The sequence below is a fragment of the Nonomuraea terrae genome, from assembly GCF_044465245.1.
Classification (GTDB): Bacteria; Actinomycetota; Actinomycetes; order Streptosporangiales; family Streptosporangiaceae; genus Nonomuraea; species Nonomuraea terrae.
In genome coordinates this window covers 330403-355294 of record NZ_JBITLL010000007.1, presented here as the reverse complement: position 1 = coordinate 355294, position 24892 = coordinate 330403, and the positions used below count along the sequence as shown (strand labels likewise).

23 protein-coding genes are annotated in these 24892 nt (G+C 72.9%); 16 read left to right on the top strand and 7 right to left on the bottom strand.

Going from position 1 to position 24892, the window contains the following annotated elements:
* The first annotated feature begins 57 nt into the window (after positions 1-57).
* The 3 genes from ACIBP6_RS35695 (at position 58) to ACIBP6_RS35685 (ending at position 3746) form a co-directional block, all read left to right on the top strand.
* Positions 58-3099 (top strand): AfsR/SARP family transcriptional regulator, encoded by a 3042-nt coding sequence (locus ACIBP6_RS35695; RefSeq protein ID WP_397058218.1) that lies wholly within the window; start codon positions 58-60, stop codon positions 3097-3099.
* An 87-nt stretch (positions 3100-3186) separates the two neighbouring features.
* Positions 3187-3438 carry a hypothetical protein gene (locus ACIBP6_RS35690; RefSeq protein WP_132619726.1) on the top strand — a complete coding sequence of 84 codons (252 nt, stop codon included), beginning with the start codon at positions 3187-3189 and terminating at the stop codon, positions 3436-3438.
* Positions 3435-3746 carry a type II toxin-antitoxin system PemK/MazF family toxin gene (locus ACIBP6_RS35685; RefSeq protein WP_132619728.1) on the top strand — a complete coding sequence of 104 codons (312 nt, stop codon included), beginning with the start codon at positions 3435-3437 and terminating at the stop codon, positions 3744-3746. The genes ACIBP6_RS35690 and ACIBP6_RS35685 overlap by 4 nt, the downstream gene beginning before the upstream one ends.
* Before the next feature lie 24 nt (positions 3747-3770).
* On the opposite strand, the gene ACIBP6_RS35680 is transcribed toward ACIBP6_RS35685, so the two are convergent.
* Positions 3771-4619, bottom strand: a complete 849-nt coding sequence (locus tag ACIBP6_RS35680) for a lysostaphin resistance A-like protein (protein WP_397058217.1) — start codon at positions 4617-4619, stop codon at positions 3771-3773.
* A gap of 46 nt (positions 4620-4665) precedes the next feature.
* On the opposite strand from ACIBP6_RS35680, the gene ACIBP6_RS35675 reads away from it, so the two are divergent.
* From ACIBP6_RS35675 to ACIBP6_RS35665, 3 genes are read left to right on the top strand one after another with little or no spacing between them, the layout of a single operon-like run.
* Complete coding sequence (locus ACIBP6_RS35675; protein ID WP_397058216.1) at positions 4666-5283, top strand: TetR/AcrR family transcriptional regulator; 618 nt, start codon at positions 4666-4668, stop codon at positions 5281-5283.
* Positions 5284-5289: 6 nt separating this feature from the next.
* On the top strand, positions 5290-5613 hold the full coding sequence (locus ACIBP6_RS35670; RefSeq protein ID WP_397058215.1) for a winged helix-turn-helix transcriptional regulator: 324 nt from the start codon (positions 5290-5292) through the stop codon (positions 5611-5613).
* Between the two features lie 35 nt (positions 5614-5648).
* Positions 5649-6446: an aminoglycoside phosphotransferase family protein gene (locus tag ACIBP6_RS35665; protein WP_397058214.1), complete on the top strand. Its 798-nt coding sequence runs from the start codon at positions 5649-5651 to the stop codon at positions 6444-6446.
* Positions 6447-6453: 7 nt separating this feature from the next.
* On the opposite strand, the gene ACIBP6_RS35660 is transcribed toward ACIBP6_RS35665, so the two are convergent.
* Together ACIBP6_RS35660 and ACIBP6_RS35655 are read right to left on the bottom strand one after the other, a co-directional pair.
* Positions 6454-8631, bottom strand: coding sequence for an outer membrane protein assembly factor BamB family protein (locus tag ACIBP6_RS35660; RefSeq protein ID WP_397058213.1), 2178 nt, complete (start codon positions 8629-8631; stop codon positions 6454-6456).
* Between the two features lie 6 nt (positions 8632-8637).
* The gene (locus ACIBP6_RS35655; protein WP_397058212.1) at positions 8638-9900 is read right to left on the bottom strand and encodes a hypothetical protein; all 1263 of its coding nucleotides are present in this window, start codon (positions 9898-9900) and stop codon (positions 8638-8640) included.
* A 268-nt stretch (positions 9901-10168) separates the two neighbouring features.
* Between ACIBP6_RS35655 and ACIBP6_RS35650 the strand changes: the two genes are divergently transcribed.
* Complete coding sequence (locus ACIBP6_RS35650; RefSeq protein WP_397058211.1) at positions 10169-11521, top strand: APC family permease; 1353 nt, start codon at positions 10169-10171, stop codon at positions 11519-11521.
* Here the strand turns inward: ACIBP6_RS35650 and ACIBP6_RS35645 are convergent, their stop codons facing one another.
* Together ACIBP6_RS35645 and ACIBP6_RS35640 are read right to left on the bottom strand one after the other, a co-directional pair.
* Positions 11522-13570, bottom strand: a complete 2049-nt coding sequence (locus tag ACIBP6_RS35645) for a HEAT repeat domain-containing protein (protein ID WP_397058210.1) — start codon at positions 13568-13570, stop codon at positions 11522-11524.
* Positions 13571-13591: 21 nt separating this feature from the next.
* Positions 13592-14569: an aldo/keto reductase gene (locus ACIBP6_RS35640; protein ID WP_397058209.1), complete on the bottom strand. Its 978-nt coding sequence runs from the start codon at positions 14567-14569 to the stop codon at positions 13592-13594.
* A gap of 146 nt (positions 14570-14715) precedes the next feature.
* Here ACIBP6_RS35640 and ACIBP6_RS35635 point away from each other — a divergent pair, with 146 nt between their 5' ends.
* The 9 genes from ACIBP6_RS35635 to ACIBP6_RS35595 all read left to right on the top strand — a co-directional run bounded on the left by ACIBP6_RS35635 (position 14716) and on the right by ACIBP6_RS35595 (position 23527).
* Positions 14716-15393 (top strand): urease subunit gamma, encoded by a 678-nt coding sequence (locus tag ACIBP6_RS35635; RefSeq protein WP_397058208.1) that lies wholly within the window; start codon positions 14716-14718, stop codon positions 15391-15393.
* Positions 15390-17207, top strand: coding sequence for an urease subunit alpha (locus ACIBP6_RS35630; protein ID WP_397058207.1), 1818 nt, complete (start codon positions 15390-15392; stop codon positions 17205-17207). Before ACIBP6_RS35635 ends, ACIBP6_RS35630 begins: the two co-directional genes overlap by 4 nt.
* Positions 17208-17326: 119 nt before the next feature.
* Positions 17327-18001 carry an urease accessory protein UreF gene (locus ACIBP6_RS35625; RefSeq protein ID WP_397058206.1) on the top strand — a complete coding sequence of 225 codons (675 nt, stop codon included), beginning with the start codon at positions 17327-17329 and terminating at the stop codon, positions 17999-18001.
* A gap of 171 nt (positions 18002-18172) precedes the next feature.
* Entirely contained in the window at positions 18173-18889 is a 717-nt protein-coding gene (ureG, locus tag ACIBP6_RS35620) for an urease accessory protein UreG (RefSeq protein WP_397058205.1), read from the top strand.
* Entirely contained in the window at positions 18886-19722 is an 837-nt protein-coding gene (locus ACIBP6_RS35615; RefSeq protein ID WP_397058204.1) for an urease accessory protein UreD, read from the top strand. Before ureG ends, ACIBP6_RS35615 begins: the two co-directional genes overlap by 4 nt.
* 26 nt (positions 19723-19748) lie before the next feature.
* On the top strand, positions 19749-21035 hold the full coding sequence (locus ACIBP6_RS35610; RefSeq protein ID WP_397058203.1) for an MFS transporter: 1287 nt from the start codon (positions 19749-19751) through the stop codon (positions 21033-21035).
* A gap of 188 nt (positions 21036-21223) precedes the next feature.
* Positions 21224-22180, top strand: a complete 957-nt coding sequence (locus ACIBP6_RS35605) for an alpha/beta hydrolase (protein WP_397058202.1) — start codon at positions 21224-21226, stop codon at positions 22178-22180.
* A gap of 91 nt (positions 22181-22271) precedes the next feature.
* Positions 22272-22637, top strand: a complete 366-nt coding sequence (locus ACIBP6_RS35600) for a DUF5713 family protein (RefSeq protein WP_397058201.1) — start codon at positions 22272-22274, stop codon at positions 22635-22637.
* Between the two features lie 68 nt (positions 22638-22705).
* On the top strand, positions 22706-23527 hold the full coding sequence (locus ACIBP6_RS35595) for an SDR family NAD(P)-dependent oxidoreductase (protein WP_397058200.1): 822 nt from the start codon (positions 22706-22708) through the stop codon (positions 23525-23527).
* Here ACIBP6_RS35595 and ACIBP6_RS35590 read toward each other — a convergent pair.
* Together ACIBP6_RS35590 and ACIBP6_RS35585 are read right to left on the bottom strand one after the other, a co-directional pair.
* Positions 23518-23976, bottom strand: coding sequence for a MaoC family dehydratase (locus ACIBP6_RS35590; RefSeq protein WP_397058199.1), 459 nt, complete (start codon positions 23974-23976; stop codon positions 23518-23520). The genes ACIBP6_RS35595 and ACIBP6_RS35590 overlap by 10 nt on opposite strands.
* Complete coding sequence (locus ACIBP6_RS35585) at positions 23973-24875, bottom strand: amidohydrolase family protein (protein ID WP_397058198.1); 903 nt, start codon at positions 24873-24875, stop codon at positions 23973-23975. The genes ACIBP6_RS35590 and ACIBP6_RS35585 overlap by 4 nt, the downstream gene beginning before the upstream one ends.
* Between the last annotated feature and the right edge of the window lie 17 nt (positions 24876-24892).

Here is a 24892-nt window from a genome sequence, read left to right as displayed (position 1 = left end):
CCCGGGCGCGCCGCGGGAAGTCACCGCGGTGCGCGACCGAACTCAGGAGGTTCCGCGGTGACCGATCTGCCCCGTCCGGACTTCTCGATTCTCGGGCCGATCCAGGTGCGCGGGAAAAGCGGCCCCGTACGGCTCAGCGGCAAGTCCCGCGCACTGCTCGGCGTGCTCCTGCTGCACCTCAACACGCCGATCTCCCGAGACCGGCTGATCGCCGCCTTATGGGACGAACCGCCCTCGTCGGCCGTGGCGAACCTCCAGACGTACGTCTCGCAGTTACGCCGCTCCCTGTCGGGCATCGCCTCCTTGCACACCCAGGGGTCGAGCTACCTCCTCCCCCTCGAACCCGACCGGCTGGACCTGCTGGTCTTCGACGACGCCGTGCGGCGGGCCCGCCGCGAGGCCAGGAGCGGCGACCTGGCCGCCGCCGACCGCTGGTTCGGCCGGGCGCTCTCGCTGTGGCGCGGCAGGCCGGCCGAGGACGCCCCACTCGGCAGCACCATGACCGCGCGCCTCACCGAGCTGGAGGAGAAGCTGGCACAGGCGCGGGCCGACTGGTTCGACGTCCGCCTCGCCCTGGGAGACCACGACCGGCTGACCGGCGAGCTGCGCACCGTCGTCGCGGCCCATCCCCTGTGGGAGCGGGCCAGGGGCCAGCTCATGCTGGCGCTCTACCGGGCCGGACGCCGGGCGGAGGCGCTCGACGTCTACCGCGGGGCGCGTTCGGTGCTCGTGGCCGAGCTGGGCATCGAACCCGGCCCCGAGCTGACCGAGCTGCACGCCGCGATCCTGCGCGACGACCCGTCGCTCAACCGGCCCGCCGTGCGTGAGCCGGTCCGCTGGACGCCGGTCTGCCAGCTTCCGCCGGACATCGGCGACTTCGTGGGCAGGGACCGTGAGCTGGAGTCGCTGAGCGCGGTCATGCTCGGCGACCGCTCCGGCGCACCGGTCATCGCGACCGTCCACGGCACCCCGGGCGTCGGCAAGAGCACCCTCGCCGTGCACCTCGCCCACCGGCTGCGGCCGCACTTCCCCGACGGGCAGCTGTTCCTGCGGCTGGCGGGCGCCTCCCCGGCGCCTCGCGACCCGAGTGACCTGCTGGCGGAGCTGCTGCGCGCACTGCACGTCGACGGCGCGTCCATCCCCGAGTCGTGCGACGAGCGCGCCGCGCTCTACCGCTCGCGGCTGGCCGACCGCGCGGTCCTGCTGCTCCTCGACGACGCGGCCGACGAGGCCCAGGTACGTCCCCTGCTCCCCGGCACCTCGCGCAGCGCCGTCCTGGTCACCTCGCGCACCCGTCTCATGCTGGAGGGGGCCGCCGCCGTCTCGCTCGAACCGCCGCCGGGAACACACGCCCGCGAGCTGCTCGCCCGGATGGCCGGACGCTCCCGGCTCGACGACGACCCGGAGGCCGCCCAGGCGATCCTGCGGGCCTGCGGACGGCTGCCGCTGGCCATCAGGATCGCCGGCGCCCGGCTCGCCGCCCGCCCGTCGTGGCCGCTGCGCGACCTCGCCGCCCGCCTGGAGGACACCAGGAAGCGCCTGGACGAGCTGGCACTCGGCCAGCTGAGCGTGCGGGCGAACTTCGCGGTCGGCTACGCGGCGCTCCCGCCGGCCGCCCAGCGGGCCTTCCGGCTGCTCGGCCTGGCCGGTTTCGAGAGCGCGGCCGAGTGGGCGGTGGCGGCGCTGCTGGGTGAGCCCGCGGGCAACGCCGACGCGGCGATCGAGGCCCTCGTCATGGCCGGGCTGCTCACGCCGCGCGAGACCGACGCGGCCGGTCAGCTCAGGTACGGCATGCACGACCTGCTGCGCGTGTACGCCCGCGACCGCGCCGAGGCCGAGGAGAGCGAGCAGCAGCGCCACGCGGCGCTTTCCGGGCTGGTCGCCGAGTGCCTGGCGCGGACCAGGGCCGCGGTGTGCGACCTGCCCCAGCCGTTCGCGCCGCCGCCGCCGTCCGCGCCCGCCCAGCGGAAGACCGGGTACGAGTGGCTCGCCGCCGAGCGCCGCAACCTCGTCGCCACCGTGGCGCTGGCGGCCGAGCTGTCGTGCACGGCGGACGCGGCGCGGCTCGCCTACCACCTCACGGCGTACCTCGCCGCCCACCACTACGACGACGACGTCGTACGCGTCCAGCGGGCCGTCATGACGCTCGGCGACCCGCAGGAGGTGATGAGGGCCCGGCTCATCCTGGCCAACACCGACGTCGACCGCGGCCGCTTCCACACGGCGCTGGCCGAGTTCGAGGAGCTGCACCGCCACTTCACGCGGACCGGGGACCGGCACGCGGCGACGTACGCGATGACCGGTCGCGGCGTGTGCCGGCACGTGCTGAGCGACCACCGGGCGGCGCTCGCCGACCTGACCACGGCGGTGCGGCTCTTCCGCGAGCTGGGCGACGACGGCGGGGCCCTGCACGCGCTGCTCGACCTGTCCGCCGTCTACCAGGAGGTCGGCCGGTACGACGACGCGATCGACGTCTGCCATCGCGGGCTGGAGCTGACCTCCGGCGGCCGCAACAGCCTCGACCGCTCCCGCCTGCTGCGCGGCCTCGGCATCGCCTGCTACGAGAAGGGCCGGGTGGAGGAGGCCGTCCGCTACTACGAGGAGAGCCTGCGCCTGACCCGCGAGCTCGACTACGACGGCGGCGAGCCGAAGACGCTGCGCCGGCTCGCGGAGGCGTACGGGGCACTGGGCAGGTACGCCGAGGCCACCCGCGTGCTGGAGCAGTGCCTGAAGGAGTTCGCACGCTCGGGGAACGCGCTCGGCGAGGCCCTGACGACCTATGCCTTCGGCGAGCTCTGCCACCGGCAGGGCCGGATCCGGGAGGCGTTGTGCCACTTCACCCGCAGCGGTGAGCTGATCGGCAGGCTGGGGGCGTCGTTGTGGCGGGCGCGGGTGCTGCGCGAGATCGGCCGCGCGCACGCCGACCTGGGCGACCGGGACGCCGCCACGGCCGCCTGGAAGGAGGCGCTCGACCTGTTCGCCGGCCTGGGATCGGCGGAGGCCGTACAGGTGAGGGAGCTTCTCGAAAGAAGCAGCCCGGCAGCCGCTCGTGTACCCGCCCGGACCGGGCGGCTGCATCGCGGGCAGCGAGGCGGGTGAACCCTGACCTTTTCCGCCAGCCCGGACGTCATGCGATATTCCGCCTTCTCCCTACTGCGGGTAATACTTGGCGAGTACACTCCGGGTATGCCCATGGAGAAGACCTCGATCAGCATGGAAGCCTGGATCCTCAAGGCCGCGCGGGAGCACGCCGAGGCACGCGGCATCAGCCTCTCGGCGTTCCTCGCGCGCGGCGCCCTTCGCGAGATCGCCGCCGCCCACTCCCCCGCCGCCAGGGCCGCGGTCTACGGCGCCGGCGCCGGCCAGGAGGCCGACGAGCGGATCGTCGCCGAGGACGTCGCCCGCGCCTCCGACGAGCACCACGGCGAGGCCGCGTGAACCACCGCTTCGGCGAGCTGTGGTCCGTCGAGCTCGGCGATCGCGACGAGGTCCGCCTGGTCGTGTCCGGCGACTTCTACCACACCCTGTACGGCGACAACGTGCTCACCGCCCACGTGGAGCCCGCCGACATGGCGCGCGCCCTGACCGCGTTCGCGATCGACGTCGGCGAGGGCCGCGCCGCCATGGTCGACCGCATCAGCACCGTGGCCGCCACCCGGCTCAAGTCCAAGGTCGGCGACCTCTCCGACGACCGGCTCGCCGCCGTGCGCGGCATGATCGCCACCATCTTCGGCACCGCGGGCTGATCCCGCCCACCCGCCGGTCGACGCTCAGGACAGGTGTCCGAGCGCGTACAGCACGCTCTGACCCACGTTGATCGCGCCGTGGACGACGAGGATCGGCCACATCATGCGGTAGTTGCTCCACAGGTAGCCGAGGAAGAGTCCCTGGACCCCCTGGTTGACGAAGACGGAGGCGAGGTCGAGGGTGAGGTCGCCGGTGCCCATGATCCCGACGTGCCAGGCGGCGAAGGCCGGCGAGGCCAGCAAGATCGCGGGCCACCGGCCGAGGATCCGCTCCCACCGGGTCTGCAGCCAGCGCCGGTAGAAGACCTCTTCCAGCAGCGCGTTGACGGCGAACACGACGACGACGCCGGCCAGTACATAGGCCGGGCTCGCGCCGGCCCAGGAGGAACTGGGCGGCACGGCCGCCGGGCCGACGTGCGAGAGCAGCAGCCAGACGGCCACCGGCGCGACCGGCCCGTACCGACGCCAGGTCGCGGGGTCCGGCGCCCCGACCCGCACCGCGCGGGTCAGCCGGAACAGCACCAGCGGCACCGCGAGCAGCAGAAGGAGCTTCAGCAGGGTGTGCGCCGGCTCACCCCCGCCCACCAGCCGGAGCGTCACGGCGAAGAGCACGCCCGCGGTCAACAGAACGCCTGCCTGAACACCAAGCGCCCGCTCCGGCGGCTCGTACGTCTCGGGAGGAGTCCTGGGCGGCACCAACCGGGCGACGAGCAGGCCGGCGGCGACGGGGATCCAGCGCTCCCACATCGGGATGGTGCCGTCGTGGTCGGCGGAGTGCCGGATGCCGGTGGCGTCGTTCAGCACCAGCCAGACCGCCGACCCGGCGATGAGGAGTAACCCGCCCAGCGTGATCGCTTCTGATTTATTTCGCACAACTGTACTTTAAAGGAGACCGTACAGATGTGCTGTAATAGTTTTCGTGCCGAAGATCGTGGACCATGAGCGGCGGCGGGAGGAGCTCGCCCGCGTCGTGTGGGAGGTCGTCAGCCGGGAGGGCATCGAGGGCGCCACGGTGCGCAAGGTGGCCGAGGCGGCGGGGGTGTCGGTCGGCGGGCTGCGCCACTACTTCGACAGCCAGCGCGGCCTGCTCGTCTTCGCGGCGCACGCGGTCGGCAGGAGCGTCGGGCGGCGCGTCGCCGCCCTGGTGGAGGCCGAGCTGCCAGGTGAGGAGCGGGCGCGGCGGCTGCTCGAAGAGCTGCTCCCCCTCGATGACGAACGCCGCGTCGAGGTGGAGGTCTGGCTGGCCTGCCTGGTGCGGTCGCAGGTGGACGAGTCGCTGGCCGAGCTGCGCGGCGCGGCGTGGACGGCCGAGCGGCACATCTGCCGCGCCGCCGTCGCCTCGCGCCTCGGCCTGCCGCTGCCCGAGCGCCTGGGTGAGGAGCTGCCGGAGGCCGAGCTGGAACGCCGGGCCGCCCGGCTCCACGTGTTCATGGACGGCCTCACGCTGCAGACGGCGACGTACCCGGAGAGATTCACCCCGGACGCCGTCCGCGCGGCCGTCCGCGACGGGCTCGAGACACTGGCCGGGTCGCGTTAGTGGGTCGTGCTGATCCTCTGCGCGCCGGGCGGCGACAACCGCCCCGGCGCGGCGCCCGCGGACGCTCCGAAGGCGATGCGTTACTCCGAGATCTCCCGGCTCCTGGCCGGGGTCAGCCAGAGGATGCCGACCCAGACGCTACGCTCGCTGGAGCGCGACGGCCCGCTCACCCGCACCATTACGCCGGCCCTCCCCGTCACCGTCACCTACGAGCTGACCGACCTCCGTCTCTCGCTCCACCACATGACGCGCGGACTCACGGAATGGGCGCGGACGCACATGGCCGAGGTCCTCGAAAACCGCGAGAGCTACGACGCTCGCACCCCCTGACATCCAGCCGTCCCACAAGAGAGGCGAGTGCTTCCATGTACGTCGAACCGGCCGGCCCCCAGCCCGAGATCCCGCTCGCCGGCGGTGACGTCACCGAGGGGGTCGTGCGCGTCGGCGACACCGTGCGGCGCCCCGTCGGGCCCAACGCGCCGCTCGTCCATGCGCTGCTGCGGCACCTGGAGGATGTCGGGTTCGCGGGCGCGCCGCGGTTCCTCGGGATCGACGCGGCCGGGCGGCCGCGGCCGGAGTGGCTCGCCGACGAGGGGCGGCTGGCCTCCGTCGGGCGCCTCGTCCGCGCCTACGACGACGCCGTGGCCGGGTTCGTCATGCCCGAGGGCGTCCGTCCCGACCTGGGGTTCTCCCCGCCGCCGGGCATGCCGCCGGAGCCGCCGTACCCGGCCGAGGTGGTCGGGCACATGGACTACACGCCGGACAACATCGTCTTCCGCGACGGCGTGGCGGCGGCGCTGATCGACTTCGACGTCGCCAAGTCGGTGACCAGGGTGGACGAGGTGTACAACGCGATGCTCTACTGGGCGCCGCTGAGCGACCCCGCCGACGCCGACCCGACGCTGCGCGACGTGGACGTCCCCCGCCGCTGCCGCATCCTCGCCGACGCGTACGACATGTCGGACGTCGACCGTTCCCGGCTCGTCGAGGTGGCCGTGCTGCGGACGCGGCGTTCGTGGTTCTCGATGCGGCGGCTCGCCGAGGAGCGCGGCGGCGGCTGGGCGCGGATGTGGCAGGAGGGCGTCGGCGACCTGATCAAGCGCCGCGAGGCCTGGCTCGACCGCAACGGCCCGTCCGTCCACGCCGCCCTGACCGCCCCGTAACCCCGGATCACCCGGCGGGCGACCGCATCGCCGACACGGTCGTCTCGCCCACCAGGTAGAGCAGGTCTCCGGCCGACCGGAGGGAGAACGTCAGGGGCACCCGCTGCTCACGGATGATCCTGCCGGAGCCGACGTCGATCGAGACCACGGTGTTCACGCCCTTGACATGCACGGCTCCCCGCGTGGCCACCGGCCACCGGTTGATCTGCTTCTCCACGCTCCTGCGCCAGTGAACCTCTCCGGTCCCCTGGTCCATGGCCAGCAGCTGCCCGGCGTGGTCGTACATGAGCATCCGTCCGGAGACCACGAGCGGCGTGAGCCCGTACAGGTCGAGAAGATCCCGCGCCGGCCTGGTGATGGCGATCTCCTGCTTCCAGGCGCGATCCCCGGTGGAGCCGTCGAAGGCGTAGACGGTTCCGTCACGGTCGTGGAGGAGCACCTGCGACCCGACGACCACGGGCCTGGCCATGAGCGGCAGTTCCCCGTCGACCGTCGCGCGCCACCGCACGGACCCGTCGGAGCCGTCGATGGCGTGAATCCGCTCCTCGCCCACGATGTACGCGCTCCCGCTCGCCGCCACGACCGGGCGGTTGAGGGCGAAGCCCTCCACGGGACGCGTCCACCGCGTACGACCGTCGCGCGGGTCCAGCCCCAGGACCACGCGGCTGCCGCGTTCCGACGCCGCGACGCAGAGGATCTGTCCGCTCACCGCGGGGGTGCCTCCTGGGCCGCTGAGCGACCGGGCCCAGCGCCGCTGCCCGGTGGCCGCGTCGAATGCGACGACCTCGTCAGCGGTCACGGCGACGATCACGTTCGCCGCGGCCGTCACGACCTCCTCCCGCAGGGAGCCCCGCGGCCTGCCCGTCCAGCGGACCTCGCCCGTCCGGAGATCGCGAGCCTCGACGGTCTGGGCGTCGCAGACGTAAGCCATGCCGTCCCGGACGAGTGGGGCGAACCGGGCGGTGTCCGGTCGCAGCGGAGCCTGCCACAATGACTCCCCGGACACGCCGTCGAGGGCGTGTACGCCGCTTTCCCCCGCCGCCACGAACACGACGCCCTCCGCGACGGAGACGGCTTCGATCCGGCCGACGGGCAGCTCACGCCGCCACGAGGTGACGGCGGGCGAAGGAGCGTGGGTGACGGGCGGCGTGGGACCGGCCGTAGTGGTGGTACGCGCCCACCGGACCAAGGTCACCCCCAGGACGGCGGCGGCGATGCCGGCCAGACCCGACCCGGCGACGAAGAGAACCGCCCGGCGGGACGGAGAAGCGGCCGGTTCTGGTGGAAGGGGAGGGACGACGATCCGGCCGGCGATGTCGGCGGAGAACGTCTCCGGCAGCCAGTCCGTCCCGAGCAGCATCTCTGGCGCGGGCGCCAGCGGGGCCAGCTCGGCCAGGATCCTGTCCGGCGTCGGTCGCCGTTCCGGGTCCTTGGTCAGGCAGCGCTCAACGAGCCGGCGCAGATTCGCGTCCGCGATCGCCGCGAGGTCGGGCTCGCCCCGCAGCACCCGGTAGAGCAGCACCTCGGCGGGACCCCGCCCGAAGGGGTTGACGCCGGTGGCGGCGTAGCCGAGCACCGCGCCCAGGGCGAAGACGTCCGTCGCGGGCGTGGAGCTCGCCGAACCCCTGCCGGACAGCTGCTCGGGGGCCATGTAGCCCGGCGATCCCACGGCCGACCCCGTGGCGGTGAGCGGGGCCCCGTCGGCGGCGCGGGCGATGCCGAAGTCGATGACGCGCGGCCCCTCCGGGGTGAGCATCACGTTGGACGGCTTGAGGTCGCGGTGCACCACGCCGGCGTCATGGATGGCGACGAGCGCCTCGGCGAGACCGGCCGCCAGGGCGATCACGCTGGACAGAGGCAGTGGCCCGTGCTGGGCCACGGCGTGGTGCAGGGACAGCCCCCGCAGGTAGACGGTGGCCAGCCAGGGAACGGGGGCGTCGGGGTCGGCTCCGACGACGGGCGCGGTGAACGCCCCGCTGACGGCGCGGGCCGTGGTCACCTCGCGGCGGAACCGCGCACGGAACTCCGGATCGCCGGCCAGCGCCGGATGGACGAGCTTGAGCGCCACCTCCCGGCCTGCCCGCGACCTGGCCAGGAACACCTGCCCCATCCCGCCCGCGCCGAGCCGGGCCAGCACCTGGTAGTCGCCGACGTGCCGGGGGTCGCCGGGCTGCAGCCGCTCCACCGCGCGCTACTTCGCCAGCGCCGCGGCGGCGTCGGACGCCACGAGCGTGGCCGCCGCCCACGCGGCCTCCTCGGGAACGTCGGCGCAGTACGTGATCTCGGTGAGCGAGTGCCGCAGCCGGAAGTAGATCACGGCGCATTGGGCCGAGCCTCCGGCGTCCATCTGTGAGTAGGCCGTGTAGGTGGAGACGAAGGCCTCGTCTCCCAGCCCGGAGAGGGTGCGGAACCTGAGGCTGGGCCGGTCGAGTGTGTCGACGTCCATGCCTTCCCTGGCGTGGTGGTAGCGCTCCAGGTACGCACGGTGCGCGAGCGTGGCGGCGTCACTGCCGACCTCGGCGTTCATCACGCCGGTCCTGATCTGCAGTCGCGGCATGCCGTCGCGCAGGCAGATGCTGCCCGCGGCGCCGTCCGCGACGTCGGAAACCCCGATGGGGAGCGGTTCGGAGCGCACCGCCAGCCGTTCGAGCGTGGCCGGCGCGGCGAAGGTGCAGGGGTCGCGCGGCCCAGCCGGTGTCACCGGCGTCCCGGCCGGCGCTCCGATCCCGACCTCGCCCACCGCCCCGCCGACGGCCGCCACCACGTCCCGCGCAGCCCGCAGCGCCCCTTCGACGGCAGGTTGTTCGTCGAGTTTGTCCGTGCTGTAGATGGCTCCGGGTCCCTTGGGCTTCAGGTCCCCCGAGTAGCCGACGGTGATGAGCACGGCGCCGACCCGCGCCAGGAGCACGGCGCCGATTCCCTCGTCCTCGAAGTCGACCAGAGCCTCTTCACCCAGCCCCGTGACCTCCTCCCAGGATGCGTTCGTGTCCTCGCGCGCGAGGCTCATCAGGCTGATCGCCTCGGCGGCGGACGGGGTGGCGTCACCCCGCAGGTCCTCCACGGACTGGAACGTGACGTACAGACCGCCGAGCAGGAGCTTCCTGCGCCCCCACTCACTCATGGGGATGTCGCTGCGCCACCGGCAGCCCGGCAGCGTCCCGCTCGGCTCGCTCTGGCCGGCCCGGGGCACCAGGTCCTCGAGGGTGCCGGGCTTGACCCCGCACGCTTCGGGCGGCTCTGTCAGCTGGACCGGCTTCGGGTGGGGGTCGGCGACCGCCGGGAAGACCGGCTTGACCCCGGCGAGGTCGGGCGCGGCCGTCGACGTCCGCCCGGCCGGCTCCTCGTCCAGGAGCACGAACGCGGTCACGCCCAACCCGGCAAGGAACGCGGTCGCGGCGGCCGCGACGAGCAGGGCATGCCGGCCCAGGCCGCGCTTGCCGGCCGGTGGCTTCACGTCTGCCGGACCCTCCACGCGGGGGACCCGCGCAGTGGGCCCGTCATCCGGCTGGCGCATCGCTCGAACCCCGTCCAGGAGGGCGGTACGGACACGTGCATGGTCGCCCATGAGGATCTTCGGCGCAACCGTATGGGGCCTCCGTCAGGCGCTGCCGAGCAGCGACGTGGCGCGGTGGAGCATGGCACGCCTGCCGCTCGCGGGAGAGCTGGCGCTCCGGGCTTGCGCGGCCGTGTCAGGGGGGTCGGCAAGGGGAACGAAGATTTTCATGACGTCCCCCGTACCCGAGACAGGGCATGTGCCACTGAAGCGGGCGATCGGCCCGAAGCTTCTCATTCTCTTCATCGTCGGTGACATCCTCGGCACCGGCGTCTACGCGCTCACCGGGTCCGTGGCGGGTCAGGTCGGCGGCGCCCTGTGGTTGCCGTTCCTGATCGGATTCGTGATCGCCGGGCTGACCGCGATGTCCTACGTCGAGCTTGTCACGAAATATCCGAAGGCGGCGGGCGCGGCGTTGTACACGCAGCGTGCCTTCAAAAAACCGTTCTTCACCTTCATGGTGGCGTTCACGGTGATGTGCTCCGGGCTCACCTCGGCCAGCGCGGCCGCCCGGGCCATCGGCGGCGACTACCTGGAGGCGTTCGTCTCGGTGCCCGGCCTGGTGGTCGGCATCATCTTCATCGTCGCCGTCGCGGCGCTGAACTACCGGGGCGTCTCCGAGTCGGTCAAGACCAACATCGTGTTCACCCTGATCGAGCTCACCGGCCTGCTGGTGATCATCGCGATCGGCGTCTACGCCGTGTTCACCGGGGCCGGGGAGCCGTCCCGGCTCGTCGAGATCGACGTCGAGGGGGCGGGCGGCCTGATGTACGCCCTGCTCGGCAGCACGGCGCTGGCCTTCTTCGCCTTCGTCGGGTTCGAGGACTCGGTGAACATGGCCGAGGAGACCCAGGACCCCTCGCGCAACTTCCCCCGCGCGATCTTCCTGGGCGTGGCGATCACCAGCACCGTCTACATCCTCGTGGCCATCACCTCCTCGCTCCTGGTCCCGACGCACGTGCTGGAGGGGTCGTCGGGCCCGTTGCTCGAAGTGGTGAAGGCGGGCGGGCTCAACTTCCCGCCGCAGCTGTTCGCCGCGATCGCCATGTTCGCCGTGGCCAACTCCGCGCTGATCAACATGATGATGGCCTCCCGGCTCGTGTACGGCCTGGCCAACGAGCGGGTCGTGCCGAGCGGCCTCGGCTGGGTGGATCCGCGCCGCCGTACGCCGGTGGTCGGCATCCTGTTCACCACGGCGCTCGCCATCGCGCTGATCTCGACCGGCGAGATCCGGGGGCTCGGCGACACCACGGCGTTCCTGCTGCTGTGCGTGTTCACGGTGGTCAACGTGGCCGTGCTCGTGCTGCGCAAGGACGAGGTGGACCACGCCCACTACCGGACGCCCACGGTGTTCCCGGTGGTCGGCGCGGTGCTGGCGTTCGTGCTGGCCAGCCCGCTGACCGGGCGTCCCGCCGAGGTGTACATCCGCGCCGGGGTGCTGCTGCTCATCGGGCTGGCGCTGTGGGGGATCAACTGGCTGGTGCTGCGCTACCAGACGCGCAGGGCCACTCCGGCCCGGTGATCAGGGCGCGCCGATCGCGGTCAGGGCTTCGCGGCAGCGCTTCACCAGGTCCTCGTCCGCGGTGACCTGGTCGCTGCTGTAGGAGCCCTCCCGGGCGTTGTGGCGGCGGGCCCTGGCCAGCTCGTCCGCCAGCAGGGTGCCCGCGCCGGCGGCGGCCGGGCCGGCCTCGGCCCAGAGGGTGGCGACCTCGCGCCGGGTGTGGGCGTTGGTCTCCCACGCCCGTTCCAGCACCGGGAGCAGCGGCTCGGGGTCGCCGGTGACGCGCCACAGCGCCCGGGCGGCCGACAGGACGAGCCAGCAGTGCGGATCCTTGCGGCGGGTCAGCCGGCGCAGGCGCGTCAGCTGCGGTTTCGTGGCCTGGCCGACGACGGCCAGGAGCTCGGCTGCATCGCGCCAGGCGAACCGGTCGTCGCCGTCGAGGTGCCGGCCGGCGACGGCGAGCGCCGGCTCGGCGTCCCCGGCGGCCTCCCAGAGCGCGCGTGCGGCGGTCACCGCGGTCCTCCGGTCATCGGCGCCGGCCGCCCCGCGCAGGGCGTCCGTGATGTCTCCCGCCGTGCCCGCGACCTTGGCGAGCGCCCTGATCACGGCCTGGGTGTGGGGACCGGCGAGCAGGGCGGGCAGGGCTTCGGCGGCGGCGGGGCCGATGGCGGCCAGCGCGTACGCGACGTCGTCGCGGCGGTCGTCGAACCGGTCGTCGGCGGGCAGGTCACGCAGTCGAGCGACCAGCAGGGGCACCAGCGGCGCGGCCCGCGTCGCCAGGGAGACCACGCACGAGGCCGCGTGGTTCGGCATCGGCTCGTGGTCGAGCGCCCAGGCCACCATCGGCAGCGCGCGCGGGTCGCCCGCGCGCGCGAGCACCCGCACACCGGGAGAGACGCTCGGCGGGCCGCTCGCCCACTCGATCACCCACGGCAGGTCCGCGCCGTCCGCCTCCGGGTGCGGCACGGCACGCCGGGGCGTGCTCTCCAGGGCCTCGGCCAGCGCGTCGACCGCCGGGAGCGCCAGCTCGCCCAGGTCCTCCAGCGCGCGGACCGCCGCCGGGCGCGTGCGGGGATGCCCGTCGCGGATGCGGTCGCCGACCAGGGCGACCAGCTCGCGATAGTCGCCGCGCCACCCGGAGACGAGGTGGTCCGCCACCGGAAGGGCGTCGACGTGGCACTCCCACTCCGGCGACCGCAGCAGGCCCGTCAGCAGGCGTACGCGCTCGGCCACCCGGTCCCCGTAGGACCTGCTCACGCCGCGTACGAGATCGGCCGCCTCCGGCGCGCGCCTGCCCTGCGCGGCCTGCTCGCGTAAGCGGCGCACGGCACCGACCAGGGTGGCGGTCTCGAAACCGGCGGTCTCGAAACCGGCGGGTTCGGTGACGGCCGTGCCCGTCCGGTAGACGGCGGCGAGCAGGTCGAGGGCGTCGTCCGCGCCGAGCTCGGTCAGCGCCACCAGGCGCAGCCGTACGTCGGGCTCCGCGGCGGCGACGCCCGCCAGCCAGTCGCTCGGCTCGGGGCCGGCGTCGTCCTCGGCGCGGGCCAGCGTGCCGACCGTGCGGACGATGGCGATCCGGACGGACGCGTCGCTCTCGTGCGGCAGGCGGGCGGTCAGGAGAGTGAGCGCCGCGCGCCCGCGGCGCGTGCAGGCGGGCAGCACTTCGGTGACGGCCTCGCGCACCCGCGGGTCGGCGTCCTCCAGCAGCTTCTCCCACAGCGGGTACGCCTCCGCGACCGCCTGGTTGGCCTTCCGGTACGCCCCCGCCAGCTCGGTGGGATCCTCGGCCGAGCCGATCCCCGCCAGCAGCCGCACGACCTCGGCGCGGCCCGGCACGCCGGGGCCGGCCGCGAGGCGCAGCAGGAACGGGATCGCCGCGACCGTGCACGGGTAGACGTCGCCCTGGTGGTGCACGGCGCCGTACATGCCGTCGAGCGCGTTCTCGCGGACGGCCGGGTCGGGGTCGGCGAGGCCGCGCAGCAGGGCGGGCACGTCGGCGGCCGGCCCGTAGGCATGGCGCATGCGCGCCCAGCGGATGTCGTCCAGACCGGCGAAGATCTCCTCTGCCATGGGCCGACATCCTGCCAGAGGTCAGCGGCCGAGCAGCTCGTCGATCTGGCGCAGCTGGGTCTCGTCGAGCGGGCCGTGCTGGAGCGCGCCGGCGTTCTGCTCGGCCTGGGCGACCGTCCGGATGCCGGGGATCGGCACCGTGCGCTCGCTGCGGGCCAGCAGCCAGCCCAGCGCTCCCTGGGCGAGGGTGCGGCCGCCGGAGGTGAGCACGTCGCGGATCGCGTCCAGCTTGACGAGGAACTCGGGGGCCGGGCGGCCGTCCGCGAAGTACCTCATCCACGGCGGGGAGTCGCCGCGCACGTCGTCCATCGGCAGGCGCGTGTCCGGGCCGTACTTGCCCGACAGCAGGCCCATCGCCAGCGGCCCGCGATTGACCGAGGCGAGGTCGTGGGCGTCGCAGGCGGCCAGCATCTCCGGGGCGTCGTTCAGGACGTTGAGCTGGTGCTGCACGGCGGCGCAGTGCGGCCCCCTCGCGAACGCGGCCGCCCGCGCGGGGTCGTCGGTGCTCCAGCCGTACGAGCGGATCAGGCCCTCGGCGACGAGGTCCTCCAGCGCGGCGATCATGTCGTCCACCTGCTCCAGAGGCGCGTCGCCGATGTGCAGCTGGTAGAGGTCGATGCGGTCGGTGCCGAGCCGCTCCAGCGAGGCCCGGCACGCCTGCCGGATGTACGCGGCCGAGACGTCGCGGCCGATGACGGTGCGGGTGGCGGGGTCGAAGACGTTGCCGAACTTGGTGGCGATCACCACCTCGTCGCGCCGTCCGGCGAGCGCCCGGCTGAGCACCCGCTCGCTGCGGCCGGTGCCGTACACGTCGGCGGTGTCGAAAAAGGTGACGCCCAGGTCGAGGGCGCGGTGCACGGCGGCGACGGACTCGTCGTCGTCCACCTCGCCCCAGCCCGCCGGCTTGCCGCCGGAGACGAACGGTCCCCCGATCGCCCACGCGCCGAACCCGATCGGGCTCACGCGGATCCCACTACGACCCAGAGTTCGACTACTCATTGCGCATCTCCTTCATATGTCGGACGGGAAGACCCTTTCAGCTGGAGCGGACTCCAGGTCAAGGTGCTGTTGCGCTGGCGCGTTGGTGAGGCGAACGTGGCCTGACACCCCCTGCCCAAGGACCGTGACTCACCGTAATCATGTGCATGCGGATCGCTGACAAACAGGAGGGCGATGTGCACCTGACACCGCACGAGCAGGAACGGCTGCTGATCCACGTGGCCGCAGAGGTCGCCGCGAAACGCCGGGCGCGCGGACTGCCACTCAACTACCCGGAGGCCGTCGCGTTGCTGACCGCGCACATCCTGGAGGGAGCCAGGGACGGCAGGACCGTCAAGGAGCTGATGGATTCCGGGCACGGCGTGCTCACCCGCGACGAGGTGATGGACGGCGTACCGGAGATGATCGACATGATCCAGGTCGAGGCGACCTTCCCCGACGGCACCAAGCTGGTGACCGTCACCGACCCCATCCCGCCGCGCGACCACGTCGTCCGCCCTGGGCAGATCGAGCACCCGGACGACCGGCCGGTGTACGTCAACGAGGGCCTGCCGGTGGCCCTGGTCGAGGTCCGCAACGTCGGCGACCGCGCCGTCCAGGTCGGCTCCCACTACCACTTCTACGAGGTCAACCCCGCTCTGGAGATCAGACCGGGCCCCGGTGGCGAACCCGACCGCAAGTGCGCCTACGGCATGCGCCTGAACATCCCGGCCGGCAAGTCGCAGCGGTTCGAGCCGAACGACCCGGTCGACGTCGAGCTGGTGCCGCTGCAGGGCGACCGCGAGGTCTGGGGCCTGCGCGGCGAGGTCGGGGGGCCGCTGTGAGAGAACCGCTCGCGCTGACCCGCGCCGACTACGCCGACCTGTACGGCCCCACCGCCGGCGACCGCGTCCGGCTCGCCGACACCGACCTGCGCATCGAGATCACCGAGGACTGGGCGGGCGGCCCCGGCCACAGCGGTGACGAGATGGTCTTCGGCGGCGGCAAGGTCATCCGCGAGTCGATGGGCCAGTCCCGCGTGAGCCGCGCGAACGGTGCCCCCGACACGGTGATCACCGGCGTGGTGGTCCTCGATCACTGGGGCGTCGTCAAGGCCGACGTCGCGCTGCGCGAGGGCCGCATCGTGGGGATCGGCCGGGCATACAACCCCGAGACCATGCCGGAACGGCACGGCACCGACGCCGTCGCCGGGGTGTCCGGCCGGCCGGCGCCCGTCGACATCGTCGTCGGCCCCGACACCGAGGTCATCGCCGGCAACGGCAAGATCCTGACCGCCGGCGGCGTCGACACCCACGTCCACTTCATCTGCCCCGAGCAGATCGACGAGGCGCTCGCCTCGGGGGTGACGACGCTGATCGGCGGCGGCACCGGCCCGGCCGAGGGCAGCAAGGCCACCACCGTCACCTCCGGCTCCTGGCACGTCGCGGCGATGTTCGAGGCGCTCGACGCCTCCCCGGTCAACGTCGGGCTGCTCGGCCAGGGCGCCACCACGTCACTCGACTCGATGCGCGACCAGCTCGTCGCGGGTGTCATGGGCTTCAAGGTGCACGAGGACTGGGGCGCCACCCCGGCCGTGCTGGACGCGTGCCTGCGGGTGTGCGACGAGTCGGGCGTGCAGCTGGCCATCCACGCCGACACCCTGAACGAGGCCGGTTTCCTTGAGAGCACCCTGCAGGCCATCGGCGGGCGCTGCATCCACGCCTTCCACGTCGAGGGCGCGGGCGGCGGGCACGCGCCCGACATCATCGCGCTGGCCTCCCATCCGCACGTGCTGCCCGCCTCCACCAACCCGACCCGGCCGCTGACGGTCAACACCGTCACCGAGCACATCGACATGGTGATGGTCTGTCACCATCTGAACCGGCTGGTGCCGGAGGACCTGGCGTTCGCCGAGTCGCGCATCCGGCCCTCCACCATGGCGGCCGAGGACGTGCTGCACGACATGGGGGCCATCTCGATCATGTCGTCCGACGCCCAGGCGATGGGCCGCATCGGCGAGATGATCACTCGTACGTGGCAGACGGCGCACGTGATGAAACGCCTGCGCGGCAGCCTCGACGGCGACGGACCGGCCGACAACCTCCGCGCCCGCCGCTACGTCGCCAAATACACCGTCAACCCCGCGATCGCGCACGGCATCGACCACGTGGTCGGCTCGATCCGCCCCGGCCTGCTGGCGGACCTGGTGCTGTGGGAGCCCCGGTTCTTCGGCGTCAAGCCGCACATGGTGCTCAAAGGCGGGCAGATCGCGTACGCGCAGATCGGCGACGCCAACGCCTCCATCCCGACGCCGCAGCCGATCCTGCCCCGCCGCATGTTCGGCGCGCTCGGCCACGCGCCGGGCGGCAACTCGGTCAACTTCGTCTCGGGCAGCTTCGGCGGGCTGGACGGGGTGCGCAAGGCGTTCGAGACGATCACCGACACCCGCGGGCTGACCAAGTCCGACATGCGGGAGAACGATGCCACCCCGGCCATCGAGGTCGACCCGGACAGCTTCGCCGTCACCGTCCCGGGCAGCGGCGGCACCACCCGTCCCGACGACCGGACACCCGACGTGAAGGTGTCGGTGGGCGACGACACGATCGTCCCCGAATACCGCACCGAGCTCCCCATGGCCCAGCGCTACTTCCTCTTCTGACCCCCACCTCCCGCCGGCCCTGGCCGACCACACACCGACGAGGCCGGGCCGGCGGCCGATCCCCCTTCTTCCTTCGGGGCCGAACAGCCGTCCCGACGGTTACCTGTTGAGGAGCGACGATGAGTCACGCGGCGCTGTTGCTGCTCAGCGACGGCCGGTTCCCCTCCGGCGGGCATGCCCACAGCGGAGGGGCGGAGGCGGCCGTCGCGGCCGGCCTCGTCCGCGACACGGCCACGCTGGAGTGCTTCTGCCGCGGCCGGCTGCACACCTCCGGGCTGGTCGCCGCGGCACTCGCCGCCGCAGCGGCCTGCGGCTGCGACCCGCTCCTGCTGGACGCCGCCGCCGACGCCCGTACCCCCTCCCCGGCCCTGCGCCGGACCTCCCGCAAGCTCGGCCGCCAGCTGTCGCGCGCCGTACGCGTCACGTGGCCTGGCCCGCTCTGGGACGAGCTGGCCACCGCGTGTCCCGGCGGGGCGCATCAGCCGGTCGTGCTGGGACTGGCCGCCCGCGCGGCGGGGCTCACCCCGCTGGACGCCGCGCGGTCGGCCGCCTACGACAGCGTCTGCGGCCCGGTCAACGCCGTGGTACGCCTGCTGGGCCTCGACCCGTTCCGCGCGAACGGCGTCGTGGCCGCTCTCGCCGACGACATCGACGAGGTGGCTGACCGGGCCGCGCGCCACGCGGAACGGGCCGCGGCGGAAGGCGTCGACACCCTGCCCGCCGCCTCCGCACCGCTCCTGGACATCACCGCCGAACAGCACGCCACCTGGTCGGTACGCCTCTTCGCCAGCTGAACGATCCAGGTCCGCACCTCACACCATGAGCCGACGAACCGCGAACCCGACGACCCGCATCCACCCACACCAGACCCCGCCCCTGAGCAACCAACTCACCCCCGGCTTCAGCCCATCACCCGATGAGCCGAATCCACCCGCAAACCCCTCGAACCGCACCCCGGAGGCGCCATGCATCTGCACCACACCGAACCCCCGCTCTTCGACACGGCCACGGGAGGCGGCGGCGCGGCGGCCCACGACGGCCGGCGTGCCCTGCGCATCGGCCTGGGCGGCCCCGTCGGCTCGGGGAAAACGGCCACGGTCGCCGCCCTGTGCCGCGAACTGCGTGACGCGCTGTCCATCGCCGTCGTGACCAACGACATCTACACCAGGGAGGACGCCGAGGCCCTGCTGCGGCAGGCCGTGCTGCCCCCCGAGCGGATCACGGCCGTCGAGACCGGGGCCTGCCCGCACACCGCCATCCGCGACGACATCTCCGCCAACCTGGAGGCCGTCGAAGACCTCCAGACCCGCCTCGACCCCCTCGACCTGGTCCTGATCGAGTCCGGCGGCGACAACCTGACCGCCACCTTCTCCCAGGGCCTCGTCGACCACCAGATCTTCATCATCGACGTGGCGGGCGGCGACGACATCCCCCGCAAGGGCGGCCCCGGCCTGACCTCGGCCGACCTGCTCGTGGTCAACAAAACCGACCTGGCCCCGTACGTCGGCGCCGACCTCGCCGCCATGGAACGCGACGCCCGCGCCGCACGCGGCACGCTCCCCGTGATCCTCACCAGCGTCAGAGCCGAGGGCGGCATCCACCCCGTGGCCGCCTGGGTACGCCGCCGCCTCGCCGAACGCCCCACCCAGCACATCCCCCGCCCCACCACGACCCCGGCATGACGATCACCCCAGCCCCGGGAGTGACGGCGTGTCGTGTGCCGGATCCGCGCCCGGCGGGGCACGACGCCCACGGGCTGCGGGCCACAGCGCGGCTCACCGCGGCCGTCGAGGAGGGGGCGACCTGTCTGCCTCTCCTGTCCGGCGACGGCCCGTTCGATCTGCGCCGCCTGAGGTCTCGCGGTGGGCAGGCGCGCGTCTGCGTCGTCGGCGCGATGAGCGCCCCGCACAACGGCGACCGGCTGCGCATCGAGATCGTGGTCGGCCCGGGCGCGGACCTCGAGGTGACCTCCGCCGCCGCGACCGTCGCGCTGCCCGGCCCCGTCCCCGGGCATGCCACGCTGGACCTCGTCCTGTCCGTGGCGGACGGCGCACGGCTGCACTGGCTGCCCGAGCCGGTCATCTCCGCCGGCGGCAGCGACCTGCGCCAGCGCATCGGCGTCGACCTCGCCCCCACGGCCCGGCTCCTGCTCGGCGAACGGCAGATCCTCGGCCGCGCGCACGAACCGACGGGCCGGCTGACCAGCCGCCTCACCGTGCGCCGTGACGGCCGGACGATCCTCGACCAGGAGACCGCGTACGGCCCCGGCGCACCCGGCTGGGACGGCCCCGCCGTACTGGCCGGCCACCGTGCCACCGCGCAGTTCCTGCTGATCGACCCCGCTCTCGACACGGAGCCGGCCCCGGCCCGGTTCCTCTGGGACGACCCGGCGGCCGGCCACGCCATGATCACCCCGCTCCCCGGAACCCCCGCCCGGCTCCTCACCGCCATGGCCCCGGACGCCGGCCCCCTCCACCCCGCCCGCCTCCTCCACCACCTCCACTCGGCCCCCTGATCAGGCAGCCCCCCGAGGAAGCGACGGTGGTGGTGCGCTCTGCGCGTAAAGGGGTGTCCAGGACGGGGGTGGGGTGGGGAGCATGGGGGCGATCGTCCGGCGTGGGAGGGGTTGTCGTCAGTAGGGTCGCGGCGCTTGCGAACCCACGGTTCCGCCTGCTGCTGGTCAGTCAGACGGTGGCGGTCATGGGGGAGCAGATGCTCGCCGTGGCGATCACCGTCGCCGTCGTGGCGGCCGGCGGTGACGCGGTCGCGCTCGGCCTGGTCCTCGCCGTACGCGGGATCACCCTGGTCGCCTTTCTGCCCGTCGGCGGCGTGTGGGCCGACCGGCTGCCGCGCCGGCTGCTGATGACGGCCGCGTACGCCGCCCAGGGGCTGGTGGCCGGGGCGCTGGCGGTGCCGGCGGCGCTGCCGGTCGGGGCCGCGGCCGCGGCGGTGTTCGTCCTGGGGATCGCCGAGGCGTTCGTGCGGCCGGCCTTCAACGGGCTGCTGCGCGGCGTCCTCGCCGACGAGGAGCGCGTGTCCGGGAGGTCCCTGGTCAGCGTGTCCATCCGTACGGGGATCATGGTGGGGCCCGCGGTGTGCGTGGCGGTGATCGCCGCGTCGGGCACCCGGGCGGCGTACGCGATCACGCTGGCGGTGTTCGCGGCGGCGGCGCTGGCGTTCTGGCGGGTGGCGGAGCCGCGGCGGGAGCCGGCGCCGCGGGCGTCGTTCGCGGCGGACATCCGCGCCGGCGTGGCCGAGGCGGGCCGCCGTCCGTGGGTGCGCGCGATCCTGGCGTTCTCGGCGGTGAACCTCATGTTCGTGCTGGCGCCGACACAGGTGCTGTTGCCGATCGTCAGCACCGCCGAGTTCGGCTCCGCCGCCGTGTACGGCGTCGCGCTCACCTGCTACGGGGTCGGCGGCCTGGCCGGCGGGCTGCTGACGATGGCGTGGCGGCCGCGCAGGCCGGGCGTCGTCGCGCTGGCCGCGATGACCCTCTACGCGGCCGCCCCGGCCTCGCTGATCTTCTCCACGGACGCCTGGCCGGTGTTCGCGGCGTACGCGGTCGCCGGGGCGGGCGTGGAGATCTACGCGATCCACTGGGAGGTCGCCCTGCAGCGCGAGATCCCCGACCACCTGATCGGCCGGATCAGCTCGTTCGCCTGGCTGTGCGGTTTCGGGCTGTTGCCGTTCGGCCAGGCGCTGACCGGGCCGCTGGCGGAGCTCGCCAGCCCGGCGGCCGTGCTGGGCGCCGCGGCGGCCCTCATCCTCGTCCTGCCGCCCGCGTTACTGCTGGTCAAGGGGATGCCGCACTTCCGCACCCAGGCCTGACGACCGGTGCGTCCGACGCCGATGCGCCGGCGCTGACGTAGCCGATCCGGATCGTGCCGGCGGACGTGACCTGCGTCACGAACGATCCGTGCACATCGACGGTACGCCTCATGGGCGAAGGCGACATCCAACCATGACCAACGATCTGGCCGACGGTTCGGGTCGAGATGATGTTACGGGGGAAAATCATGAACCACGCATATGATCCGGAACTGGCTCCGTCGCGGATGCCGTTCGCCCGTCTTGATCTGACCGACCCGATAGCCACACGGAACCTTCTCTTCGAGGCGCAGACCGCGATGCCCGCGCCGGAGGTCCCCGCCGACCTGCGGGTACGCGACGCCGTCGTACCGGGCCGGGCGGGAGCGCCCGACGTACCGGTGCGCGTCTACACGCCGACGCACGGTGCGAGACCGTTGCCCGCGCTGCTCTACATCCACGGCGGCAGTTTCGTGCTGGGCGACCTGGAGATGACGCACCCTCTGCTGATGCGACTGGCTCTCGACCTGGAAGCGGTCGTCGTCGCCGTTGACTACCGGCTGGCGCCGGAGAACCCGTTCCCGGCCGGCCTCGAAGACTGCTACGCGACCCTGACCTGGATGGCGCGGAACGCCGCCGACATCGACGTCGACCCCGACCGGATCGCGGTCGGCGGCGACAGTTCCGGCGGCACGATGAGTGCCGGGCTCGCCCTGCTCACGCGGGACCGCGGCGGCCCCCGTATCCGCTTCCAGTACCTGGGCGTTCCGGTGCTGGACGATCGGCTGGAAAGCGACTCGATCCGCGAACTCGTCGACGTACCCGTACTCGACCGGGAGATCCTCGAACTCACCTGGCGGCATTACCTCAGCGGATCCTCCACCGTCGACGGCAAGGACGGGATGAGCTACGCGGCCCCCGCCCGTGCCGAGGACCTCTCCGCGCTGCCTGCGGCCTTCGTCGCCGTGAGCGAACTCGATCCGCTGCGGGACGAGGCACTCGACTACGCGCGGCGCCTGATGAAGGCCGGCGTCAGCGTCGAGCTGCGTCTGTACGCCGGCACCGTGCACGGCACGTACCTGCTGGCGCAGACCAAGGCGGCTCAGCGCATGCGCGCTGACCTGGTTCAGGTTCTGCGGAGGGCGCTCTCGCCTGAACGGGCATGAACGCTCTTGTCGTCCGCGTCCGTTCGGTGACGAGGTGTCGATCCACCGGCTGACGGGGGTCACACTCTCCGGCGATTCTGTCGGTGCCGGCGTGCAGGATGCCGTCATCCCGTACGGCGAGGACAGGAGACGCCCGATGGCGCTGACGAATCGGCAGGTGGCCGGCCACCCCTTTCTTCAGGGCATGTACGACGACGGCTGGTTCCCCGGCCACCTGGTCGACAAGGGCCGGGCGATCCTGCTGCGGTTGTGCGCCAGGATCGAGGCCGAGCGGCCCGCCGGCCTGACCGCCCTCTACGCGCTCACGGATGCCGCGACGGAGGAGTTCCTCGCGGCCGACAGCGAGATCGAGACCGTCGCGCGGGAGCTGATCGCCGCCGACTTCGCGTTCGTGGCCGCCGCGTACGGATTCCCCGACGCCGACACGGAGACGCTGATCGGGGCACGCGACTGGTGAGCGGGCGCCGCCGCAGCGGGTAGGGGCCGTACTGGAAGGAAAGGGGCATAGTTGTGCAAACCAGACAGATGGCCTTGGTCACAGGAGCCTCATCGGGGATCGGGGCCGAATACGCCCGCCGTCTGGCCGCCCGAGGCTGGCACACCGTCCTGGTCGCCCGCCGCGGGTCGCGGCTCGACGAGCTCGCCCACAGATTGCGCAAGGAGACCGGCACGACGGTCGAGACGCTGGTCGCCGATCTGTCCGCGCCCGGCGACCTGACCCGGGTGACCGAGCGGGCGGCGGCCGGTGACATCGCGTTCCTGGTCAACAGCGCGGGCATCAACGGCTACGGCCCCTTCGCCGAGCTGGAGCCCGGCCTCATGACCAAGGTCATCGACGTCAACGTGACCGCGCTGACCACCCTGACGCGCGCCGCCGTGCCGGGCATGCTGGAGCACGGGCACGGCACGATCGTCAACGTGGCCTCCCAGATCGCCTTCGCCGGGTCGTTGCCGCCACACCCGCTTCCCCACCGCGCGATCTACGCCGGCACGAAGGGCTACGTGCTGACGTTCACCCGCACGCTGGCCAGCGAGCTGTCCGGCACGCCGCTGCGCGTGCAGGCGCTGGCTCCGGGGCTGGTCGACACGGAGTTCCATCTGTCACGCGGCCTGGAGCCGGTACGCGAGCACGACACGCCGGCGCGTCCCCTGGGCGGCATCCCGGCGACCCAGGTCGTGGAGGCGTCGCTGACCGCGCTCGACGCCGGCGAGGTGGTCTGCGTCCCCGGCCTGCCCGGCCACGACCCGATCGAACGGCTGGTCGAGGCCGAGGTGGCCATCAGGAGGTCCTCCCGCGCCGCCGGCGGGAGCGTCCCGACCCAAGGGGCCAGGAGCCGTCAGGCGTAGTGGCGGTAGAGGGCGCGGGCGACGCAGGCCGGTTTCGCGGAGCCGTCGACCTCGACGGTGAGGTCCACGACCATCTGCACGCCGTCTCCCGGCACGTCCTCCACCGACACGACCGTGGCCGCCAGCCGGATCTTCGAGCCGACCTTGACGGGGCTGGGGAAGCGGACCCGGTCCAGACCGTAGTTGACCCCCATCGAGATGCCCCGGATGTCGAGCAGCTCGCCGAAGAGCGGGATGACCAGCGACAGGGTGAGGTAGCCGTGCGCGATCGTGACGCCGAACGGCCCGTCCTTGGCCCGCTCGGGGTCGACGTGGATCCACTGGTGGTCGGCGGTGGCGTCGGCGAAGGTGTTCACCCGGTCCTGGGCGACCTCCAGCCAGGAGCTGTGGCCGAGGTCGCGGCCGGCGAGCTCCTTCAGCCCCGCGAGGCCGTGCACGGTGACGGTCATGGTCGCTTCCCTTCGTGGAGGCCGAGCAGGCGTACGGCGTTGTCCTTGAGGATCTTGGGGCGGACCTCCGGCTTGATGTCGAGCCGGTCGAAGTCGGCCAGCCACCGGTCCGGTGAGATCACCGGGTAGTCGGAGCCGAACAGCACCTTCTCCTTCAGCAGGCTGTTGGCGTACCGGACGAGCTGCGGCGGGAAGTACCTCGGCGACCAGCCCGACAGGTCGATGTGCACGGTCGGCTTGTGCACCGCCACCGCGAGGGCCTCGTCCTGCCACGGGAACGACGGGTGCGCCAGGATGATCTTCAGGTCGGGGAAGTCGGCGGCGACGTCGTCCACCAGCATCGGGTTGGAGTGCTTCAGCCGGATCCCGGCCCCGCCGGGGACGCCCGCGCCGATGCCGGTCTGGCCGGTGTGGAAGAGGGCGACGGCGCCCAGCTCCTCGATGGCCTCGTACAGCGGGTAGGCCATCCGGTCGTCCGGGGAGAAGCCCTGGATGCTCGGGTGGAACTTGAAGCCGCGCACGCCGTACTCGCTCACCAGGCGCACGGCCTCGCGGACGCCCGCCCGCCCCTTCCACGGGTCCACGCTCGCGAACGGGATCAGCACGTCGGCGTGCTCGGCGCAGCTCTCGGCGATCTCCTCGTTGGAGATGCGCGGGTGGCCGGTGGCGTGCTCGGCGTCCACGGTGAACACCACCGCGGCCATCCTGCGCCGCCGGTAGTACGCGGCCATCTCGGCGACGGTCGGGCGCTCGTGCGAGCCGAAGTACTCTTCCGACGCGCCGAACAGCCGGGGGCTGAGCGACCCGTGTCCGTCCTTGGAGACCTCGGCGTGGGTGTGGACGTCGATGGCGACCAGGTCGTCGACGTTGACAGGACCCGGCTTGCCCGGCAGATCCATGCACGCCACCTCTTCAC

Excerpts from the sequence above, each read along its gene's own strand:
- ACIBP6_RS35585 (WP_397058198.1), bottom strand. The coding sequence starts at position 24,875 with ATGGATCTGCCGGGCAAGCCGGGTCCTGTCAACGTCGACGACCTGGTC.
- ACIBP6_RS35615 (WP_397058204.1), top strand. The coding sequence starts at position 18,886 with ATGACGATCACCCCAGCCCCGGGAGTGACGGCGTGTCGTGTGCCGGAT.
- ureG (WP_397058205.1), top strand. The coding sequence starts at position 18,173 with ATGCATCTGCACCACACCGAACCCCCGCTCTTCGACACGGCCACGGGA.
- ACIBP6_RS35590 (WP_397058199.1), bottom strand. The coding sequence starts at position 23,976 with ATGACCGTCACCGTGCACGGCCTCGCGGGGCTGAAGGAGCTCGCCGGC.
- ACIBP6_RS35665 (WP_397058214.1), top strand. The coding sequence starts at position 5,649 with ATGTACGTCGAACCGGCCGGCCCCCAGCCCGAGATCCCGCTCGCCGGC.
- ACIBP6_RS35650 (WP_397058211.1), top strand. The coding sequence starts at position 10,169 with ATGACGTCCCCCGTACCCGAGACAGGGCATGTGCCACTGAAGCGGGCG.
- ACIBP6_RS35640 (WP_397058209.1), bottom strand. The coding sequence starts at position 14,569 with ATGAGTAGTCGAACTCTGGGTCGTAGTGGGATCCGCGTGAGCCCGATC.
- ACIBP6_RS35690 (WP_132619726.1), top strand. The coding sequence starts at position 3,187 with ATGCCCATGGAGAAGACCTCGATCAGCATGGAAGCCTGGATCCTCAAG.
- ACIBP6_RS35635 (WP_397058208.1), top strand. The coding sequence starts at position 14,716 with ATGCGGATCGCTGACAAACAGGAGGGCGATGTGCACCTGACACCGCAC.
- ACIBP6_RS35625 (WP_397058206.1), top strand. The coding sequence starts at position 17,327 with ATGAGTCACGCGGCGCTGTTGCTGCTCAGCGACGGCCGGTTCCCCTCC.
- ACIBP6_RS35605 (WP_397058202.1), top strand. The coding sequence starts at position 21,224 with ATGAACCACGCATATGATCCGGAACTGGCTCCGTCGCGGATGCCGTTC.
- ACIBP6_RS35595 (WP_397058200.1), top strand. The coding sequence starts at position 22,706 with ATGGCCTTGGTCACAGGAGCCTCATCGGGGATCGGGGCCGAATACGCC.
- ACIBP6_RS35645 (WP_397058210.1), bottom strand. The coding sequence starts at position 13,570 with ATGGCAGAGGAGATCTTCGCCGGTCTGGACGACATCCGCTGGGCGCGC.